The organism is Arthrobacter sp. NPDC058192, assembly GCF_042883665.1.
GTDB lineage: Bacteria > Actinomycetota > Actinomycetes > Actinomycetales > Micrococcaceae > Arthrobacter.
This window is the reverse complement of record NZ_JBHVVJ010000002.1, coordinates 194,400-212,565: the sequence shown is the minus strand read 5'-3', so window position 1 is coordinate 212,565 and position 18,166 is coordinate 194,400. Positions and strand designations below refer to the sequence as shown.

The window sequence follows — 18,166 nt, the reverse complement described above, 5'->3', positions numbered from 1 at the left end:
TATCCGCAAGGAGAAAACCGTGACCGCACCTTCTGAATCCGGCATTGACATCTGGGACGACGACGTCCTGGTCGATCCCTACCCAACGTACGCGTCGCTGCGCGAGCAGGCCGGCGTCGTGCACCTGCCCAAGAACGACCTCTATGTTCTGACCCGCTACGACATCATCCGCGACGTACTCGGCGATCCGGCGACGTTCTCGTCCGCCACCCTCGGCTTCAACCCGATGGTCAACGAGGCGCTGCAGGGCACGTCGCTGGCCTCGGACCCGCCACTGCACACCCAACTGCGCGCGACGCTCTCCGAGAACCTGACCCCCCGTGCGCTGCGCGGACTGAAAGTCACCATTGACGAGAAGGCCGACAAGCTCGTGGCCGACCTCGTCGCCGGCGGCAGCTTTGAGGCCATCGACTCCCTGGCGCGGGCTTTCCCGCTCGAGATCGTTGCCGACCTCATTGGATTCGGCGGACACGTCAAAGACAACATGATGCGCTGGGGGCAGGCTGCCATGCAGGTCATCGGGCCGATGAACCAGCGCACCCAGGAGAGCTTTCCGATCGCCGGCGAGCTTTATAGCTGGTGTTCATCGGTCACAGCCGGCGACCTCGCTCCCGGCTCGATCGGCCGCGGAATCTTCGACGCCGAGACGCGGGGCGACATCCCAGAAGGCTCCGCCGGGCACATCATCCACCAATATCTGGGAGCGGGCGTCGACACGACGATCGCTTCGATCGGGAACATCATTGCGCTGTTCGGCCGCCATCCGGAACAATTCGAGCTGGTCCGCGAGAACCTGGATCTGGTGCCTGCAGCCTTCGCGGAAGTGCTGCGCTACTGGGCCCCTGTTCACATCTGGGGCCGCACGGCCACGCGCGACGTGGAGATCGACGGAGTGACGGTTCCCGCCGGCGCCCAGCTGGGCGTCCTCTTCGGCGCGGGCAACCGCGACCCTCGGCACTATGAGAATCCCGACGTCTTCGATATCACGCGCAACCCAGTGGACCACCTGTCCTTCGGCTACGGCCCGCACGGCTGCGCCGGCCAGGGCCTGGCGAAACTGGAAGCCCACGCGGTCATCGACGCGCTGGCCCGCCGGGCGAGGTCAATGGAGATCGCGGACGAGGTCCGCGTGCCGAGCAACATCACACGCAGTCACGAGAGTCTCCAGGTCGTCAAGGTGGTGGCAGCATGAGGATCGAACTGGACCGCCCGCGTTGCGAGGGGCACGGCCTCTGTGAAGAGGCTGCGCCCCGGCTCATGCACCTCGACGACGACGGCGAACTGGTCATCGATGCTCCGGACGTTGACGGGGTAGACCTGGACGCCGCGAAGGCGGCGGTACGGGTCTGCCCGGTGGCCGCGCTGCGTTTGGCGGCGGCATGACGATGCGCCGGGTTGTCGTCGTCGGCAACGGCATCGCCGGACTCACGGCCTGCGACTCACTCCGTTCTGCCGGCTTCGACGGCGAGCTAACAGTTGTGGGGGCCGAGCGCCACCATCCGTACAGCCGGCCAGCCCTTTCCAAAGCGCTGCTGCACAATGTTGAGAGTACGCAGGGTGTTGACGGCGGCCGCGGTGCTGACGGCCTGCAGGCCCACGAGCTCCCCGCGCCGACCCACGAAGCCACCGAGCTGCTTGGCACGAGCGCGACGGGCCTGGATGTCGAGGCCCGGCTGGTTCGCCTGACCGGGGGCGGTGAACTGCCGTATGACGGCCTCGTCATCGCCTCCGGTTCCAAGGCGAAGCATCTCGCCCGCGTGCAAGGAACAGCCGGACCCCATGCGGTGGGACCCCAACAGAATGACCCGTCCCGGGAGCTCACCCTGCGCACCGTCGAGGATGCGTTACGCCTTAGGGAACGCATCGCATCGTGCCCCTCTGTCATCGTCATCGGCGGCGGACCGCTTGGCATGGAAGTCGCGTCGGCCTGCCTGGAGGCGGGCTGCGAGGTCACCCTCGTCTCCGACGTCAAGCCGCTCTCGCGCCAGCTCGGGGACCATCTGGCCGGCATTTTCACCTTGGCCGCCGTCCGGCGCGGACTGCGGCTGGTTGGCGGCGGGAAGGCCCGCCTGGTCAACCACGGTGCCGGGGCAAAAGTTGTCCTGGCCGACGGCACCGAGCTGGCGGCGGATCTTGTGGTCACCGCCATCGGCGACGAGCCGAACACCGGATGGCTGGCCGTCTCGGGTCTCCTCGTCGACGGGCAGCTGCGCGTCGACTCGCGCGGCCGGCTCCGGCCTGACATCGTGGCCGCTGGCGACGTGGCCTTCTTCCCGACCCGCCGCGGCGTGGAACGGGTGCCGCTGTGGACCAGCGCCATCGACCAGGCCAAGGTCGCCGCCGTCGGACTGCTCAAAGGTGACGAGGCGCCCGAGGTCGACTTCCAGCCGTACTTCTGGACGGAGGGCTTCGGCCTGTCACTGAAAGCGGTGGGCTTCACCCCGGTTGCCGGAGCTCCCGGCTACCGCGAACCGGGCGGCACGGCGGACTCGATGCTGCTGCGCTGGGACAACCCGGACGGTTCCGGCACCGCTGCGGCGATCAACTATAGAATCCCCATCCCCAGATTGCGTCGGCTGGCCGACGCCGGTCCCGGACTCATCAGCCGGCCTGTGCCGGCGCGAGTCTGATGGGTCCGGCGCGTAAGCGTTCCGGCATGTCAGGCGGCTGGTTTCTGTACCTGCGTCGCTTCGCGCGCACGGCGTGCGTAGAGACGCCGCGCACCACCGTTAGGATGGTCTCATGTCGTCGCTGCGAGAAGCCCAGAAGCAGCTGACCCGCGACGTGATTGTCGAACGGGCACTTGAGCTCTTCACCGAGAAGGGCTACGCCGCTACGACGATCGATGAGATCGCCGCTGCGGCAGGAACCACCCGGGCGACTTTTTACGCCTATTACCCCTCGCGCAGCGACCTGATGCGGGACTTCATGGCGCGAGTCAATGCCGTGCTCGACCGCGCGGACGGCCCGGAACGGGGATCAACCGCCGCCGAGCTCGTAGACGTCGTGCGGAACGGTGAACTGCCGGGGATCCTCGCCTGGCTCGAGTCGCGTGCGGCTCTTTGGCCGGTGTTCCGCCCCTACCTCGATGTCCTCGACGATGCCGCCGCCGTCGATCGAGATGTGCGGGCCATGGTCGAGGAATGGCACGAGGAGGTCATCTCCGACATCGTCCGCGGCATGCAGTTGGCCGGCCGCTTTTCGGAGGAGACGCACCACATCCGCGGCACTCTCGCCTTCACGTCACTTGACTATGTCGCCACGCTCTGGACGCGCCGGAAGTATGAACCAAACCGCGAACACGCCCTCGAGGTGCTCGCCGACAGCTGGCACCACCTGCTCTGCGAAGACGGCTAGGCCGGCCCTCGGAATGATCGAGAACGGCCGTCATTGTTGGGACCTAGTGCTCACGCACGCGCGCGAGCCATTCAACAACCAGGGCCCCCATGAGCGTCGGCTGCTCGTGCACCAGCGCGTGGCCGGCGCGATCCAGTACGGCAAAGGTAGCGCGAGGGTAGTGCTCCGCCAGCTCCCACGCACCTGTGTGCCCGGCGGTGGCGTCCTGTCGTCCGGCAAGAATCAGCACCGGATGCGGATAGGTAGTCGCGGCCTCCGGACGATCCCGTAGCTCCCAGTGCGAAAAGATTCGCGCCAGGCTGGGTTCGTCAACGAGGGACACTGCGGGAGCCACGTACTCCCGGAACCGGCTTAGCGTTTCAGCCGTCTGGACAACGAAGTAGCTGCGGTACGAAGCCTCGAGCTCCGAGTCCAGCTCGCCCGCCAGATCAGCCGATGAAACCAGAACCTCGTGCTGAGGCACGTTCTGGGTATGCGCGCCAACCGGGCAGATAAGCGCGAGCCCGACAACCTGCCGAGGTCTCCGACCGGCAATTGCACGGGCCAAGTACCCGCCGTACGACTGGCCCATGACCAGAAACGGTTCAGCACCGATGGTGCTGTCGACGAGGCCGAGCAGAAGGTCCAGGACGTCATCGTTGCTGTTGATCGTCTCAGGCGCCGGGGTACGACCCATCCCCGGCAGGTCCGGATACAGGCGGCGAAAGCCGGGAACGCTGCTGAAGACCGGTTCGAGGGCCCCGGCGATCTCGCGATGGTCCACGCCGGCGCCGTGAAGGGCCAGAACCGGGGTGCCGCTGCCATGCTCGGCGTAATGTACAGGCACTCCGCCGACCGTAACCTCCATCCAGACAGTGTAGATCGGTCCCTGGGCTAGTTCGCGCCGGCGCGGCATCAGGGATGTGAGGGGCTCAGATCCACGTCGGTGCGGCCGGAACGGTCCCGTTGGCGCCTACGCCGGGCCCGGTGGCGGTGACGCCGCCGTTGCCGCGGCCCGCGGCCCATTCGACGATGGCTGCTAGCGGCCCGGAGACCACGGTGGGCGACGCCGACGTCGTGTCGCCGAATGTGAGGCCGCTGTCCGCTACCTTGACCACCAGGCCCTGGTCAGTGCGGCGGGTTTTCCAGGCTCCGGTGATGTCTTTGAGGAGCCGTTCGAGCACGGGTGCCGGGATGTCGTTGAAGGTGGCGCCGTTGTCCAGGTCGACGGCGTGGATCCAGACTTCACGGGTGCGCATCCAGACGGTTTCGGAGGCGGGGACGGTGCGGCCTTGGGCGGTGCGGACTTCATGGGACCACGCCGCCTCGGGCAGATCGCGCCATTCGACGGACAGGTGCACGGCGGAGTGGTCGAAGAGGTTCCGCAGCGCGATGGGCGGGAGTGTGGAACCGAAGCTGATTTCCTGGTTGCGGGCTTCGGGCGAGGGATACATGGGCGTCTCGACCCCGGTTGCGGCCCACTCGACGAGGCGGGCGATGGCCCGGGCGTTGTAGCCGATGTGCGCGGTGATGTGGCGCCGGGTCCAGCCGGGCAGCAGCGAGTCCCCGTCGAGGTCGGCGCCGGTGAGTTCGTTGAGCTTGCGGGCGAAGAACGCGGTGCCCCGCCGGGCCTGCAGGAGTTCTTCCTGCAGGCCCGTATCGGTGGTCCGGTCCGTGCGGGCGACCATCAGGCTTCCTTGACCACGCGGTTCTTCAGCTGGCCCAGGCCCTCGATGGTGGTGACCAGGACCTGGCCCTCCTGCAGGTAGCGCTTGGGGTCCTGGGCGTGGCCCACGCCGCCCGGGGTGCCGGTGGCGATCACGTCGCCGGGGTTCAGCGTGATGATGGTGGAGATGTAGGAGACCAGGTATTCGGGGGTGAAGACGAGGTCGCCGGTGGGGGTCTGCTGCTGGATCTCGCCGTCGACTGCGGAGGTCATCAGCGGCCCGGCGCTGAATTCGTCCTGGGTGACCAGGGCGGGTCCGAACGGGGTGGACTTTTCCCAGGTCTTGCCCTGCAGCCACTGGATGGTGCGGAACTGGTAGTCACGCATGGACACATCATTGAGAACGGCGTACCCGGCGATGTGGTCTTTCGCGTCGGCTTCGCTGATCCGGCGGCCGGTCTTGCCGATCACGACGGCGAGTTCTGCTTCCCAGTCCACGGCGTCGGATTCCTGCGGCAGGGCCAGATCGTCGTTCGGGCCGATCAGGGATTCGGCGTATTTGGCGAACAGGGTGGGGTGTTCCGGGACTTCGCGGCCCATTTCCTTGATGTGGTTGCGGTAGTTGTGGCCCACGCAGATGATCTTGCCGGGGGAGGGCACGACGGCGGCCAGGTCGGCGCCGTCGAGCGCGTGGGTGGCGCCGGCCGCGGCCTTCGCGGTCGCTTCCCAGCCGGCGGTGCGGAGCAATGCCCCGACGTCGGCGAAGCCGTCGATCTCGGTCAGGGTGTCGCCGTCCTGGCGGACAGCCGTCGTGGTGCCGTTGCCGGTGCGGAGGGTGAGGAGTCTCATTTGTTGCGTCCTTCGATGTAGGTGCGGTTGAAGTTCAGCCGTTCAAAGATGGGGGCGTCGCTGAAGCGGAACAGATCAAACGAAGTTTGAGAGCCAGCCTCGGCCTGCAGGGACCATTCCTGCCAGGACGGGACCACGAAGAGGTCGCCCTTCGCCAGGTTCCTGGCTTCGCCGTTCAGGATTACGGTGCCGGTGCCTTCGAAGACCTGCCACACGCTGGAGCCCACCTCGCGGAGGGCCTCGGTGGTGGCGCCGGAACGGAGCCGGTGGAACTCAGCGCGAATGGTCGGCATGACGTCGCCGCCGGTGGTGGGGTTGGTGTACCGGACCGCGGCGTGGCCCTGGGAGACGGTGGCCGGGTGGCCCTCGTCCTCGAGGAGCAGCTGTTCGCGCAGGGCGGCGTCCGTGTACTTCCAGCGGTAGGCGGCGATGGGGGAGTTTGTGGTGTCCTGGAGGCCGGAGAGCGGGCGCAGGCCGGGGTGGGCCCATAGCCGCTCAGAGCGGGAGATGTCCGGGGTGGCCTCGTCGGTGACGCGTTCGGTGCCGAACTCGAAGAACCCGGCGTCGGCGTAGTGCACGAACGGGATGTCCAGGCCGTCGATCCACGCCATCGGTTCATCGGTGTCGTTGTGGTGGCCGTGGAAGTTCCAGCCCGGCGTCAACAGGAAATCCCCGCGCGACATCCGCACCGGGTCCCCGTTGACGACCGTCCAGACGCCCTCGCCCTCGACGACGAAGCGGAACGCGTTCTGTGAGTGCCGGTGTTCCGGGGCGGTCTCGCGGCCGCCGAGGTACTGGATCGCGGCCCACAGGGTCGGGGTGGCATAGGGGGTGCCGCCCAGGCCAGGGTTGGCCAGGGCAATGGCGCGGCGCTCCCCACCGCGGCCCACGGGGACCAGGTCGCCGGCACGCGCCGCCAAGGGGTAGAGATCGCTCCACCGCCACACATGGGGCACAGCCTTGGGCGAGGGGACCATTGGCATGAGGTCCGCGATCTCGGTCCACAGCGGAATCAGGTTTTCGCGGTCAAAATCCCGATACAGCTCCTGCAACTGGGCTGCTTCTTCGGGCGTTGGCTCCGGAGCAGTGTGCCCGGCGGCCACTGATTCGTGAGTCGTGTTCTCGGCGCTGATGGACACGGGGGCCTCCTCGGTAGGTCAGAACAGTTCTTTGGCGTAGTTCGACTGTACGGACGCCGAGGTGTGATCCCGAGCATATTCTGCTGTCCAGAATTGTTGCCTTCGCTGATTGCCGCCTGAGGTCGTCGTCATGCGCTCTCAGCACGGCCTGCGAGTCGTCTGGGGTCGCACCGGCTCAATCCGGCTCGGCAGGATTTGCCGCGATATCTATCTCCAGTTGCCGGCGGGTCTCCTGCAGGGCGGGGACCAGTCCGGCGTCGAACACCCGGCGGAAGCGGGACGCGGGGGTGGCGACGCTGAGCGCCCCGACGACGTGCCCCTGGCGGTTGTGCAGGGCCATTCCGAGGGCGCTCACGCCGTCCTCTGTGCCTTCGAAATTCGCCGCGAAGCCGTTGCTGCGGATCGACTCAAGCTCGCGCAGGAAGGCCGGGTAATCCTCGGCCGGAATTGTGTCGCCGCCAATCTCTGCGTTGTTGCTGCGGAAGAGCTGGCCGATCATGCGCGGTTCGAGTTCGGCGAGGATGGCCTTGCCTCCGGACGTCTTGTTTGCAGGCATCACCGTGCCCTGCCGGTCGCCAACCCGCAAGACATTGCTCCCCTCCACCGTGGCCAGGAAGCGCACTTTTGTTCCCACCCGCACCATGAGGTTGACGGTCTCGTTCAGTTGCGCGGAGAGCAGATCCATGTGCGGCTGGGCAAGCGTTCGCAGCAGCCGGGTCCAACTCAGGCCGGCCGGCCCGACGCCCATTGCCGGGCCGGGCACATAGCGGCGGGTTTCATCCTGCACGGCAAAACCCCGGTAGACCAGCATCGCCAAGAGGCGGTGGGCGGTCGACGGGGCCACCCCCAGCTCCTCCGCGGCGTCCTTAAGCCGGAGCGCACCGCCGTCGCGGAGCAACTGGAGAAGCTGCAATGCGTTGTCGACCGCCTCGATGGAATAGGTCGGCCGCTTCTGGACGGGTTTCCGGACTGATTTGGCCGAGGGCTTGTTCTGCACATCAGAATTATATTGTGGTTCATTTGCGATGGCCATGACAGTAGTGGCATGAATCACACACCTCCCGCTGCAGCGCCGCAACGGTTTTCGCCCGGATATCACGCCCCTCTGGCCGCGGACCGGCTTAATGCTGACCGGCCCGCATCACGGTTTTCCAAAGGATCGGTGGCCGCGGTCCTCGTCTGTTGGCTCCTCGTGGTCTTCGACGGCTACGACCTCATCGTTTATGGCACGGTCCAGTCCTCGCTGATCTCCGAGACCGGCTGGGGCCTGAGCAAGGCCACCGCCGGGACCATCGGTTCCATGGCCTTCCTCGGCATGATGGTCGGTGCCATCTTCGCCGGCCGGATGGCCGACTCCTGGGGCCGCCGACGCACCATCCTCGGCTGCGCCGTTGTCTTCTCGGTGTTCACCATCTTTTGCGCCTTCGCGCCCAACGCACTGGCCTTCGGTGCCCTGCGGCTCCTCGCCGGCATTGGGCTTGGCGGCCTGGTGCCCTCCGCAAACGCGCTCGTTGCCGAGCTGGTGTCCACGAAATGGCGGTCCACTGTCGCCACGCTGATGATGTCCGGCGTCCCTATCGGCGGATCCATCGCCGCCCTCGTCGGCATCCAGCTCATTCCCGCCTTCGGCTGGCAGTCGATGTTCCTCGTTGCCGTGTTGGCCCTGGTGGTTGTGGTGCCACTGGGACTGAAATACCTTCCGGAGACCCTGGCCCCCGTGAGTGCCGCCGCAAAAGCCGGCAAGAAGGCTGCCGGACGCGCAGGGGCCACGGCGGACGTCGTCACGGCACCGTCCGGCTTCTCGTCGCTGCTCCGCGCCCCGCACCTGGGGATCAGCATGCTGTTCGCCTTGGCTACGATCGCCACCCTCTTCGCGTGGTACGGGCTGGGTACGTGGCTGCCGAACCTCATGCAACTGGCCGGCTACAACCTGGGGTCCGCACTGACCTTCGCGCTGGCCCTCAATCTCGGTGCGGTGGCCGGCTCGGTCCTCACAGCCTGGGCCGGGACACGCTTCGGTCCGATCCCGACCGGGATCGCCGCGGCCGCCGTCGCCGCCGGCGCCTTGGTGGTCCTCGTGGCCGGGCCGCCGGTCGCCGTCGTTTACCTGATGCTGGTCCTCGCCGGCGTCGGAACCCACGGCACGCAGTGCCTGATCATCGCCGCCGTCGCGAGTCACTATCCCGCACACCTGCGGGGCACGGCGCTGGGCTGGGCGTTGGGCACGGGCCGCATCGGCGCCGTCGCCGCACCCCAGATCGGCGGCCTTCTGCTGGCCGCCGGGCTGGGCGTCAACTCCAACTTCCTGGCCTTCGCCGGCGCGGCCGGCATCGCCGCGGTCCTGCTGGCCGCCGTCGGCCTCCGGCTGAAATCAACACGTCCATCCCCTCAATCACCTTCATTTTCAGGAGCAACCAATGTCTGAGCACGCCCTGCCTTCCAGTTTCCTGTCCACCGACGGCCCGTCCACCGATGTCCTGGTCATCGGAGGGGGAATGGCCGGACTGGCCGGTGCCCTCGCGCTGCGCGAAAACGGGGCCAACGTCACCCTCGTGGAACGGGCCCCCGAATTTGGCGAGGTCGGCGCGGGGCTGCAGATGGCCCCCAACGCCTCCCGCGTCCTGCAGCGCTGGGGTCTGCTGGAAAAGGCGCTGGAAATCGGTGTCCAGCCCAAACACCTTGTCTTCCGCGACGCTATCACCGGCGAGGAACTCACCCGTCAGACCCTCGGCGGTGAATTCGCCGAACGCTACGGCGCCCCCTACGTCGTGATCCACCGCAGCGACCTGCACCGGGTCCTGCTCGAAGGCTGCCAGGCGGCCGGCGTCACGCTGGTCAACGACGTTCTGGTCGAAAGCGTAGAAACGGTCAACGGCCGCGGCGTGGCCCACACGGCCGCCGGGGTGGACTACGAGGCCGACGTCGTGATCGGCGCCGACGGGCTCAAATCCACCCTGCGTCCGCTCGTGGCCAAGGATGAGCCGGTTTCCTCGGCTTACGTGGCCTACCGGGGCACCGTGCCGATCACCGCGGACACGCCCAAGACGGATTTGGAGGACGTCATTGTCTACCTCGGCCCGGACTGCCACCTCGTGCAGTACCCGCTGCGCAAGGGCGAGCTGCTGAACACCGTGGCGGTCTTCAAGTCCCCGTCCTTTGAACGCGGCGAGGAGCAGTACGGGGGAGTCGACGAGCTCGAAGCCGCGTACAAGGATTGCGTCCCGGCAGTGCAGGCGGCGCTGAAGAACCTGGGTACGGGCATCCGCTGGCCCATGTACGACCGCGACCCGATCGAGAACTGGGTCGCCGGCCGGATGGTCCTCATGGGCGACGCCGCGCACCCGATGCTGCAGTACCTCGCCCAGGGCGCCTGCCAGGCGCTGGAGGACGCCGCCGTGCTCCAGGAGATCAGCAACGGCACCGTTTTCACCGACGACGGCGTGAATCCGGCGGCCTGGGACAGCGCCATCAGGGAGTTCAACAGCATCCGCGCCGGCCGGACCGCCCGCGTGCAGCGCACGGCCCGCGTGTGGGGCGAGTCCTGGCACGTCTCCGGGCTGGCCCGGACCCTGCGCAACCTGCTCTTCAAGAGCCGGAAAGACAACGACTTCCAGTACAACGACTGGCTGTACGGCAAGGGCGGCGACGGAGTGCCGGCTGTCGACGCGGCACGGTCCCGTCAGGCGGAACGGGTGTCTGCCTGATTGGATTCCTGCCTGACCGGCCGGACGCCCGGACTGGTCATCGGCAGACCTTGCGTGTTGCGGGCCGGCTCCCTCGCGGAGCCGGTCCGCAGCCGTTTCGACCGGCATCCTGCCGACCGGAGTCCCCAAACCGTGCTGGACGAACTGAGCACTCAGCGGTCCTAATCGGCCAGGATGAGGTAGAGCGCCCGGCGTGTTTCGTCGATTTTTTCCATTGCTGCCGTGCGTTGTTCGTCAGTTGCCGAGAACCGGAACTGGTGGATGACTCCCATGAGCTTCGCCACGCTCTGATGGAAGGCCGGTCCGGATCCCTGGGGGTCGGTGTTCCAGGCGTTGCCCAGCTCCTCGGCATGCTCGGCCACGTAGGCCGACCCGGCGTCGGTGAGGGCGTATTCCGTGCGCCGGCCTTCGCCGGCGGGTGCGATGAGTTCTTCATCGACGAGCTGTTGAAGCGTCGGGTATACCGAACCCGGGCTCGGCCGCCAGGCTCCGGAGGTCTTTTCCTCGATCGCCTTGATCAGCCCGTAGCCGTTGGACGGGGCTTCGGCGAGGAGGGACAGTATCGCGGAGCGGACGTCGCCCCTGTTGGCCCGGCGTGAGCCGCCAGGGCCGAACCCCGGCCCAAATCCTGGCCCGAAGCCGGGTCCGAAGCCCCGGCCTGGCCCGAATCCTCCGTGTCCGTGCCCGTGGGGGCCGCGGTGGCTCCGTCCGCGTCCGAAGCGTTCGTTGCCCGGTCCGAAGTCTGTGAATTTGTGTTCGTGAATGCCCTTCATAGCGGCATCGTCCTTTCGATAATGATGCATTTCTTGGTCGCCGTCGAGATTGTCGGCGATAGTTAACGATATATCGGTACCTGTCGCTCGTCAATGGATTTTGGGGACGTGCTGTGGCGGCCGAAATGACGGACAATTTAATGCGGGGTTCTGCTGCTGAAGGGGCGGACATGACTGTGGACCCGACCAGGATTGAGATTCAATTCGATCCGACGGTCCAGCGCATGAGGGGGATCTCCAAGCACGGCCTGATGCCGTTTGATGTGCCGTATGTCAGCGAAATCGTCGCCGATCTCTGGCAGGGCGGTTGTGAGGCCGGCCTGATCCTCCCCGCCTTCGTCAAGCATCTCGTGTCGCTGTACCCCTGGGAGTCCTACGTCGTCGGGCATCCCATCAGTTCGCTGCTTCTGGTGACCATGTACGACAGCGAGGACCAAGAGTTTGAGCAGGTCGATGCGATCGCGCACTGGGTCAACGTCTGCCGGGCGGACGGGCCGACTCTTGTCCATTGCCAGGCGGGCCTCAACCGGTCGGCGCTCGTCGTCGCACGGGCGCTCATCCTCGAAGGGATGCCGAGCGCGGAAGCGATCCGCTTGGTTCGCGAGAAGCGTTCTCCTGCGTGCCTCTGTAACCCCTCATTTGAGCGGTGGCTGCGGCAGTGAGGGCCGGGCGGCCCCGGTGTTAAGCGCGGCCCGAAGCCGTGGCCTGAAGCGGTGCCCTGAAGCGGTGCCCTGAAGCAGTGGCCCCGCCTGCCGCCCCGGGGCATGATGGGGGTGACGGAATGAACCATGGCCCCACTGCGGGCCGATCCCCGCTGGTGAGGATGGGTGAACCCCGATGAACGCATGGCCGCGGCCGGACAAAGCTTCCGGTCACATCACCCTCGTACTCGATCAACGCAGCACGCTCGGTGGGAAGGCTGACCTCCGCGATGGATTATCAGCGATCGCTCGCCAGGGCTCCTACCTCTGGGTCGCCAATGACGAGACGACTAGTCTCGAGCGGCTCACGCTTGAGGCAGGTGACCGGGCCCGTTCCCATCGCAGCTTCGATCTTACGCATCTCCTTGAGCTGCCGGGGGAGCGCGGCGAGATGGACATCGAAGGTCTCGCTGTAGAGGACGACACGCTGTGGCTGCTCGGTTCGCACAGCGCGGCCCGTAAGCAGATCAAGGGCAACTCGTCGCCCGCAGAGGCGCAGAGAGCCCTGGCGACAGTGGAGGTCAGCCAGCGTCGAAGGGTGTTGGCCCGGCTCTCCACCAAGACCCTGGTCGATGCCGCCAAGTCGCGCCACGACCCTGCGGCCAACCGGACAGGTCAGCAACAGCGCCCCGGTGTCTTGGGCCTCGGTCGAGGGAAGGACCTGCTGGATCTCCTGGCTGACGACCCCCACCTTGAGGGTTTCATACAGGCGACGAAGGAGCCGATTCCTAGTCCAATACCGGGCAAGGACAACGGTATTGACTGCGAAGGCCTCGCCGTCGCCGGCGACCGCGTGTTCATTGGCCTGCGCGGGCCGGTGGTGCGCGGGTGGGCCATGATCATAGAGCTCAGGGTCGGTGACGGGCCGGGCATCGAGCCTCAGCCGATCCGTCCCGGCACGCGGCGCTACCGCAAGCACTTCCTCCACATGCACGGCCTGGGTGTGCGGGATCTTTGCCTGCAGGGGGACGACTTGCTCGTCCTGGCGGGACCCACCATGGAGCTCGACGGGCGCTCGGCCGTGTTCCGCTGGAGGCACGCGCTGGCGTCGCAGGCCGAGGCGGTCCTGCAGACCGGGGACCTGACATGCGAATTTGACGCGCCGTTCGGCAGGGGTGAGGACCATGCCGAGGGGATCACCGTACTCGACGACGGCCGGTCGGCCTTGGTCTTGTATGGGACGCCGGCCGGCGACCGCAAGTCGGGACGGCACGAAATCACGGCCGATGTCTTCCGACTCAGCAAGTAACGCCGAAAGCCCTTTGGTCCTGCTCAGGTCGCTCCGGCGTCGGGGAATTGGCGTCGACGTCGGGGCATCGTTGCCGATGCTGCCTCCGCTGCCGCCGGGTACCCGGACGTGTGGGCCGCATACCAGCGGTGGTAGGCGGCAACCAGCGGGACTGATGTCAGGCCGTGAAGGCCGACGCTGAGGGCGACAGTCACCGCCACGGTGGTCAGCACGACCTCGCCTTCGGGCACACCGCGCTCGAAGGCAAGCAGTGCGAACACGAGCGAGGCGAGCCCGCGCGGGCCGAACCAGCCGATGAACGCCACCGTCGGGCGGCTGACCCTCCGGCCGGCGAAGGCTATCGCCACGGGAACCATGCGTACCAGGGTCAGACTGAGCGCGGCATAGAGGAACACCTGCCAGGTGATATGGGGAATGGCGACGGTAAGTGCCAGTGCTCCGAAGCCGATCCACGTTGCGGCGGCAAGGAAGCCACCCGTCTCCTCCGTGAACAGCGTGACGATCGAACCGGGTGCGCCCGAGACACTCCCGAACGCCATTCCGCCGACGAAAGCGGCGATGAACCCGCTGCCGCCCAGCATCAACGCAACGGTGTAGGCCAGCAGTGCCACCCCCAGTGGCATGATCTGCCGCCACTCGGAGCTGACCCACGTACGCTTGTTGCCGGCGCGGAGCAGCAGGCCGCCCAGGATTCCTGCGGCGAGTCCGGCTGTAAGCCCCCAACCGATCTGCGCGGCCATGTTGCTGGCCACGGCCCAGGTGAGGCCGGTTTCGAGCTCTGCGTTGGCGACCTCGAGTGCGACGAGGAAGAAGGGTACGGCAAGGCCATCGTTGAGGCCGCTTTCCACGTCGAGCGCCTGCCGCACCCTGGCCGGCACGGCGGTGTCGGAGACCACTTTCTGGCCAAGGGCCGCGTCGGTTGGGGCCAGCATTGTGGAGAGCAGGAACACGGAGGCCAGCGCCACTGAGGGAAAGACGAGCGTGCCGACGGCCACTCCGGCGAGCATCGTTAGGGGTAGCCCGATCAGCAGGAGGCGGCTCGGCCATCCGAGCTCGTGGCGGAGGGCGTGCAGATCGAGTCGTGCGGCGTCGCTGAACAGGAGCAGCGCCAGCGCGACCTCGGCGACCCGCTCGACGACGGCGGATTCCAGGGCGATATCGAGCAATCCGGGTGCCAAGGTAGTGACGATCAGGCCTGCGGCGGTGAAGAAAAGGGCCGAAGTTATTCCATGCCGGTCAAGCGGCCCGGAGACTGCACTCCAGACCAAAATGATCGCCAGTATCGTCGCCGCCGCCACCATGCGGTCCTGCTCTCGATCGCGTGCTTCGCCGCCGTGGCGGCCCACGGTCAGCCTACGCCGGTATAGGGCTATTGGCGCCCCTCCGGCGAAGCTCCTCCGCGCGCACCTGGCCAGTAGCCGGCCTGATCCGGGACTGAGGGACCGTCGGGCGGGAGCCCCGGCTCCTGCCCGGCGACCCGTGGAGCCGCAAGGCGCCGTCCGCCGTCCCAAAGGTACTGCAACAGGGCGGCCTCTGGATTCCACGGATGTTCTTTGAGGCGGTCCCGCAGGCGGCCCCGGAGCTCTTCGAGTTCGGGCCCGGTGCTGTTGAGGAGGCCTTCGATGATTTCGAGGACCTGCAGCCGCAGGGACGTGCCTGCATCCTCATCGGAGGCCGTGCCGGGAACGGGTGCCTGCGCCGGCGCTTCGTCAGCGCCGGCGTGAACGGACTCTGGGCCTAGGTCCCGGATGCAGTCGTCGTCCCGGAGCGCCCGGGGGGCGGCCGGCCCGGCGGCCGCCCCCCGGGGTCCGGCGGGAGGATGGTTACTGGACACGGATGGCGATTCCGGTTGCGGTGCCGCCCAGGGGAGATTCAACGCTTACTGTCTGGCCCGCCCGGCCTGCAACAGTCGATGAAACCCGTACGGCAAACGATCCCGTCGCGTCCACCAGGGCCGTACCCAGGACGGTTCCGTCCAAACCGCCGATGTGTACCGTTACCGCCTGACCTGCGGACGCGGAGCTGGTGCCGTCCACCCGCCACTCGCGCTTGCTGGCCGTGTAGCGGGCGGAGGTAATTGCCACGGTGTCCGCCTGCGGGGTGACGGTCACCTGGGCCTCGCTGGAGGACCCGTCAGGGCTTCCTACCGCCAGCCGGAAGGTCAGCGCGCCCGAACTCGCGGGGTACTTGTAAAGCGGGAACGTGAACGAGGGGCGGGCGGAACTGGCGCCGGTGAGCGTGACCTTGGGATCACCCGGCCCCACGATCTGCGTCCAGGAATACGTGGCCGCGCCGGTGGAACCGCTGCCATCCAAGGTGACCTTGGATCCGCGCTGCACGCCTTGCTGGTTTACTCCGGCGCTGGCTGCCGCCTGAGCCCCGGCTCTGACCGTAACTGTGATCGTTGCCGTGCTCTGGCCGCCCGGTCCGTTGACCGTGAGGGTAAAGACGTAGTCTCCCGGCGCGGGCGCTGTGAAGCTGGGCTGTGCGGCGTTGGGATCGCTCAGGACTACTCCGGAAGGGCTGCTCCAAGAGTAGGTGGACACTGGTCCGCTGGAGGCGGAGCCATCCAGCTGCACCTTCTGGCCCTCGTGGACCGTTTGATCGGCCCCGGCCTGGGCGATTACCGGAATCGGAGCCCGGGCATTGCCCGTCACCTCCACAGGCAGCACCACTTCGCCCTTGGCGTCCGAGCGAACGGTGACAGAAACAGGAGGAGCCGCGATCGGGCCCGACGCCAGGGAGCCCGCTGCGAGTTGGCCGAACCCGACGGCGGTCAAGGTCCGCGCGCCCGCCGTGTCGCTGGACACCGCCTCGATCGACAGGACACCGCTATCAGTGTTGAAGGTGGCCTTGCCGGTGACCCTGTCAACGACGTCGATCTTCTTCACCGACGCCGGAACATCGCTCGAGTTGGTGACGGCGACCGTGGCCGGAGGCCGGGGCCCGTCAAAAGCGACCCGGGCGAAGTACTTGCCGCCGGATCCCTCCAGCGCCGTCGGGCTGAAGACTGCGCTCCCGGCGGAAGAATCGGAGATCCGAATTGATTGCGGTCCGGATTCGCTCGATGCGAAGACATCAACCGTCCCGGCGTCGAGCGACGACCGGGAATACGTCGCCCGTTCAGCGGCCACGCCGCTGTTGGTCGCGAGTTTTCCCTGGACCGTGAAGAGGCTGGTTTCTACGCAGTCGGCCACGGGGCCGGCAACCGACGGGCAGGCATCCGTGGTGCCCGGGTTGATGCCGGGACCCTCGACGCGGAAGATATTGGTCCCGTACGGGCTGCCGGTGATTTTGTGGGGGGTAGTGCCATCACCGACGTAGGTGGCCTTGCCGTTGGCGTCCGGCTTGAGGGCGGGGTCCGTGGGGTAGGTATCCCAGGTCAGGAACGGTCCGATCCTGCCGCCCAGGGCGCCCGAGAAGTCTCCCTTTCCGCCGATGCCGATGTCCTCGGTGTCGAAAACGATGCCCGGCTTCGACGTCCGGACGGTCTTGGTGCCCGCCGGTGTGGTGAATTTGTAGTCGACGCCGTCCCTGACATTCGTGACCTTCAGCCGAAGCCTGGCGAAGGTGACCTGGTCGCCGTCCGCAACCGGCCCGCTGCCGAATGCCTGTTCCAGGGCGATCGCGGCAAGCGCCTTACCGCCCCCCGACGTGTTCATCGTGCCGCTGGTCAGGGAGTAGAAGCCCTCGTCCGGGTAGTTGTCCGGGAAGGAAACGGGTGCGGTTTCGTCGGGCAAGGCCCCGCGGGCCGGGCACAGCGGATCGGCCTGCGCTATGCATTTCTCCAGCCTGAGCCCCGTCTGGTCGCGGTACCAGACCGGGTAGCCGTCCGTCGCATCGACGGGCCCGACTTCCGCGAGGCCGGGCCCGTTGACTCCCGGGGGGCCGACGGCGGCCGAGGCTAGGCCGGCCAGCGAGACGACCGCGAAGATTGCCATAAGGAACGCAAGTATTCGTTTCATCGCGACATCCATCCTGTGTTTTCTCGTCCCCCGCCCTGGCGGGAGGAACAGGGTGCGCCGGCCGGCGCACTTGCGAACGCCACGGTATGGACCGGGACTTATGACAAGCCTGTGAGCCGGAGAACCGGCGGGGCGCGATCCGGTGCCGGGCGCTGGGGGATTCCAAGGGTTTCCCTAGGGTTCCCCGGGAAAGCTAGACCGCATGCCAAAGTCAGTTCTGATTCAACGCACGAAAATCCTCGTTCCAGTCATTCTGCTGGCTCTTGTAGCGGCCCTCGTTGCCAGCGTTGTCATGGCTGCACCGCGAAAACCACCCGTCCCGTTGGGGGCCTCAGCCGCAGTCACCGGGGGACTGGCTCGCATTAACGGCGTCGTACCGGTCGAGACCGACGGCGGACTGTCCACCGCCGCCTCCGGCCTCCCGGCCAACCCGCCTGCCGAGGGGCTTCATCGGGTGCGCCTGCTCGTGGAGCTGACGGCCCTGGAAAAAGCGGGTCTCGCCTATGATCCGGCTGATTACTCCGTCTCAGGCCTCGGAACGGGGACATGGAAGGCGCTTTGGTCTTCCCCCGGTCCCGCGGCCGTCCCCCAAGGGCAAAGCATCAACGCCACACTTGTCTTCGAGCTTCCGGACAAAGCCATAGAACTGACACTGGAGCTGCCAGGTGGCCCAGGGTTGTCTCTCGGGGCGGGACACCACCGGGGAGGCAGCTGACTACCCGTCGGTCATTCGCCCGGAAAACAAGTACAGGGTACTCGTGCTCAATGGTCACACTGTGGCAAA

General features: G+C 67.0%; 18 protein-coding genes. 10 read left to right on the top strand and 8 right to left on the bottom strand.

The features are described 5' to 3' along the window. Positions 1 to 19 precede the first annotated feature (19 nt). The 4 genes from ACFVVK_RS03115 to ACFVVK_RS03100 all read left to right on the top strand — a co-directional run bounded on the left by ACFVVK_RS03115 (position 20) and on the right by ACFVVK_RS03100 (position 3,357). Positions 20 to 1,192, top strand: a complete 1,173-nt coding sequence (locus ACFVVK_RS03115; RefSeq protein ID WP_390263310.1) for a cytochrome P450 — start codon at positions 20 to 22, stop codon at positions 1,190 to 1,192. Continuing rightward, the gene (locus ACFVVK_RS03110) at positions 1,189 to 1,383 is read left to right on the top strand and encodes a ferredoxin (RefSeq protein ID WP_390263307.1); all 195 of its coding nucleotides are present in this window, start codon (positions 1,189 to 1,191) and stop codon (positions 1,381 to 1,383) included. The genes ACFVVK_RS03115 and ACFVVK_RS03110 overlap by 4 nt, the downstream gene beginning before the upstream one ends. Continuing rightward, entirely contained in the window at positions 1,380 to 2,630 is a 1,251-nt protein-coding gene (locus tag ACFVVK_RS03105; protein ID WP_390263305.1) for an NAD(P)/FAD-dependent oxidoreductase, read from the top strand. The genes ACFVVK_RS03110 and ACFVVK_RS03105 overlap by 4 nt, the downstream gene beginning before the upstream one ends. Before the next feature lie 112 nt (positions 2,631 to 2,742). Beyond that, positions 2,743 to 3,357 (top strand): TetR/AcrR family transcriptional regulator, encoded by a 615-nt coding sequence (locus tag ACFVVK_RS03100; protein ID WP_390263302.1) that lies wholly within the window; start codon positions 2,743 to 2,745, stop codon positions 3,355 to 3,357. Positions 3,358 to 3,400: 43 nt separating this feature from the next. Here the strand turns inward: ACFVVK_RS03100 and ACFVVK_RS03095 are convergent, their stop codons facing one another. From ACFVVK_RS03095 to ACFVVK_RS03075, 5 genes are all read right to left on the bottom strand, one after another. Continuing rightward, entirely contained in the window at positions 3,401 to 4,183 is a 783-nt protein-coding gene (locus ACFVVK_RS03095) for an alpha/beta fold hydrolase (protein WP_390263300.1), read from the bottom strand. An 85-nt stretch (positions 4,184 to 4,268) separates the two neighbouring features. Beyond that, complete coding sequence (locus ACFVVK_RS03090) at positions 4,269 to 5,024, bottom strand: maleylpyruvate isomerase family mycothiol-dependent enzyme (protein ID WP_390263297.1); 756 nt, start codon at positions 5,022 to 5,024, stop codon at positions 4,269 to 4,271. Next, a complete protein-coding gene (locus tag ACFVVK_RS03085; protein ID WP_390263294.1) occupies positions 5,024 to 5,851 on the bottom strand; it encodes a fumarylacetoacetate hydrolase family protein in 828 nt (275 codons plus the stop codon). The genes ACFVVK_RS03090 and ACFVVK_RS03085 overlap by 1 nt, the downstream gene beginning before the upstream one ends. After that, positions 5,848 to 6,990 (bottom strand): cupin domain-containing protein, encoded by a 1,143-nt coding sequence (locus ACFVVK_RS03080; RefSeq protein WP_390263291.1) that lies wholly within the window; start codon positions 6,988 to 6,990, stop codon positions 5,848 to 5,850. The genes ACFVVK_RS03085 and ACFVVK_RS03080 overlap by 4 nt, the downstream gene beginning before the upstream one ends. Before the next feature lie 175 nt (positions 6,991 to 7,165). Beyond that, a complete protein-coding gene (locus ACFVVK_RS03075; RefSeq protein WP_390263288.1) occupies positions 7,166 to 7,987 on the bottom strand; it encodes an IclR family transcriptional regulator in 822 nt (273 codons plus the stop codon). Between the two features lie 48 nt (positions 7,988 to 8,035). Between ACFVVK_RS03075 and ACFVVK_RS03070 the strand changes: the two genes are divergently transcribed. Next, positions 8,036 to 9,415 carry an MFS transporter gene (locus ACFVVK_RS03070; RefSeq protein ID WP_390263285.1) on the top strand — a complete coding sequence of 460 codons (1,380 nt, stop codon included), beginning with the start codon at positions 8,036 to 8,038 and terminating at the stop codon, positions 9,413 to 9,415. Beyond that, the gene (locus ACFVVK_RS03065; RefSeq protein ID WP_390263283.1) at positions 9,408 to 10,694 is read left to right on the top strand and encodes an FAD-dependent oxidoreductase; all 1,287 of its coding nucleotides are present in this window, start codon (positions 9,408 to 9,410) and stop codon (positions 10,692 to 10,694) included. The genes ACFVVK_RS03070 and ACFVVK_RS03065 overlap by 8 nt, the downstream gene beginning before the upstream one ends. A 161-nt stretch (positions 10,695 to 10,855) precedes the next feature. On the opposite strand, the gene ACFVVK_RS03060 is transcribed toward ACFVVK_RS03065, so the two are convergent. After that, entirely contained in the window at positions 10,856 to 11,467 is a 612-nt protein-coding gene (locus tag ACFVVK_RS03060; protein WP_390263280.1) for a PadR family transcriptional regulator, read from the bottom strand. Positions 11,468 to 11,637: 170 nt separating this feature from the next. On the opposite strand from ACFVVK_RS03060, the gene ACFVVK_RS03055 reads away from it, so the two are divergent. Both ACFVVK_RS03055 and ACFVVK_RS03050 read left to right on the top strand, forming a co-directional pair. Beyond that, a complete protein-coding gene (locus ACFVVK_RS03055; protein ID WP_390263278.1) occupies positions 11,638 to 12,129 on the top strand; it encodes a dual specificity protein phosphatase family protein in 492 nt (163 codons plus the stop codon). A 175-nt stretch (positions 12,130 to 12,304) separates the two neighbouring features. Further along, the gene (locus ACFVVK_RS03050; RefSeq protein WP_390263275.1) at positions 12,305 to 13,417 is read left to right on the top strand and encodes a DUF3616 domain-containing protein; all 1,113 of its coding nucleotides are present in this window, start codon (positions 12,305 to 12,307) and stop codon (positions 13,415 to 13,417) included. A gap of 23 nt (positions 13,418 to 13,440) precedes the next feature. Here ACFVVK_RS03050 and ACFVVK_RS03045 read toward each other — a convergent pair whose 3' ends face one another. Next, a complete protein-coding gene (locus tag ACFVVK_RS03045; protein WP_390263272.1) occupies positions 13,441 to 14,763 on the bottom strand; it encodes a cation:proton antiporter in 1,323 nt (440 codons plus the stop codon). 200 nt (positions 14,764 to 14,963) lie between these two features. Here ACFVVK_RS03045 and ACFVVK_RS03040 point away from each other — a divergent pair, with 200 nt between their 5' ends. Then, positions 14,964 to 15,158, top strand: coding sequence for a hypothetical protein (locus ACFVVK_RS03040; RefSeq protein ID WP_390263270.1), 195 nt, complete (start codon positions 14,964 to 14,966; stop codon positions 15,156 to 15,158). Between the two features lie 82 nt (positions 15,159 to 15,240). Here ACFVVK_RS03040 and ACFVVK_RS03035 read toward each other — a convergent pair whose 3' ends face one another. Continuing rightward, positions 15,241 to 17,382: a PKD domain-containing protein gene (locus ACFVVK_RS03035; RefSeq protein WP_390263267.1), complete on the bottom strand. Its 2,142-nt coding sequence runs from the start codon at positions 17,380 to 17,382 to the stop codon at positions 15,241 to 15,243. Between the two features lie 202 nt (positions 17,383 to 17,584). Between ACFVVK_RS03035 and ACFVVK_RS03030 the strand changes: the two genes are divergently transcribed. Further along, a complete protein-coding gene (locus tag ACFVVK_RS03030; RefSeq protein ID WP_390263264.1) occupies positions 17,585 to 18,097 on the top strand; it encodes a hypothetical protein in 513 nt (170 codons plus the stop codon). The last annotated feature ends 69 nt before the right edge of the window (positions 18,098 to 18,166 follow it).

Bases quoted from the DNA above. Each gene is read 5' to 3' on its own strand.
- ACFVVK_RS03100 (WP_390263302.1), top strand. From the start codon at position 2,743: ATGTCGTCGCTGCGAGAAGCCCAGAAGCAGCTGACCCGCGACGTGATT.
- ACFVVK_RS03065 (WP_390263283.1), top strand. From the start codon at position 9,408: ATGTCTGAGCACGCCCTGCCTTCCAGTTTCCTGTCCACCGACGGCCCG.
- ACFVVK_RS03055 (WP_390263278.1), top strand. From the start codon at position 11,638: ATGACTGTGGACCCGACCAGGATTGAGATTCAATTCGATCCGACGGTC.
- ACFVVK_RS03110 (WP_390263307.1), top strand. From the start codon at position 1,189: ATGAGGATCGAACTGGACCGCCCGCGTTGCGAGGGGCACGGCCTCTGT.
- ACFVVK_RS03030 (WP_390263264.1), top strand. From the start codon at position 17,585: ATGCCAAAGTCAGTTCTGATTCAACGCACGAAAATCCTCGTTCCAGTC.
- ACFVVK_RS03040 (WP_390263270.1), top strand. From the start codon at position 14,964: ATGTTCTTTGAGGCGGTCCCGCAGGCGGCCCCGGAGCTCTTCGAGTTC.
- ACFVVK_RS03035 (WP_390263267.1), bottom strand. From the start codon at position 17,382: ATGAAACGAATACTTGCGTTCCTTATGGCAATCTTCGCGGTCGTCTCG.
- ACFVVK_RS03060 (WP_390263280.1), bottom strand. From the start codon at position 11,467: ATGAAGGGCATTCACGAACACAAATTCACAGACTTCGGACCGGGCAAC.
- ACFVVK_RS03070 (WP_390263285.1), top strand. From the start codon at position 8,036: ATGAATCACACACCTCCCGCTGCAGCGCCGCAACGGTTTTCGCCCGGA.
- ACFVVK_RS03085 (WP_390263294.1), bottom strand. From the start codon at position 5,851: ATGAGACTCCTCACCCTCCGCACCGGCAACGGCACCACGACGGCTGTC.
- ACFVVK_RS03105 (WP_390263305.1), top strand. From the start codon at position 1,380: ATGACGATGCGCCGGGTTGTCGTCGTCGGCAACGGCATCGCCGGACTC.
- ACFVVK_RS03090 (WP_390263297.1), bottom strand. From the start codon at position 5,024: ATGGTCGCCCGCACGGACCGGACCACCGATACGGGCCTGCAGGAAGAA.
- ACFVVK_RS03050 (WP_390263275.1), top strand. From the start codon at position 12,305: ATGAACGCATGGCCGCGGCCGGACAAAGCTTCCGGTCACATCACCCTC.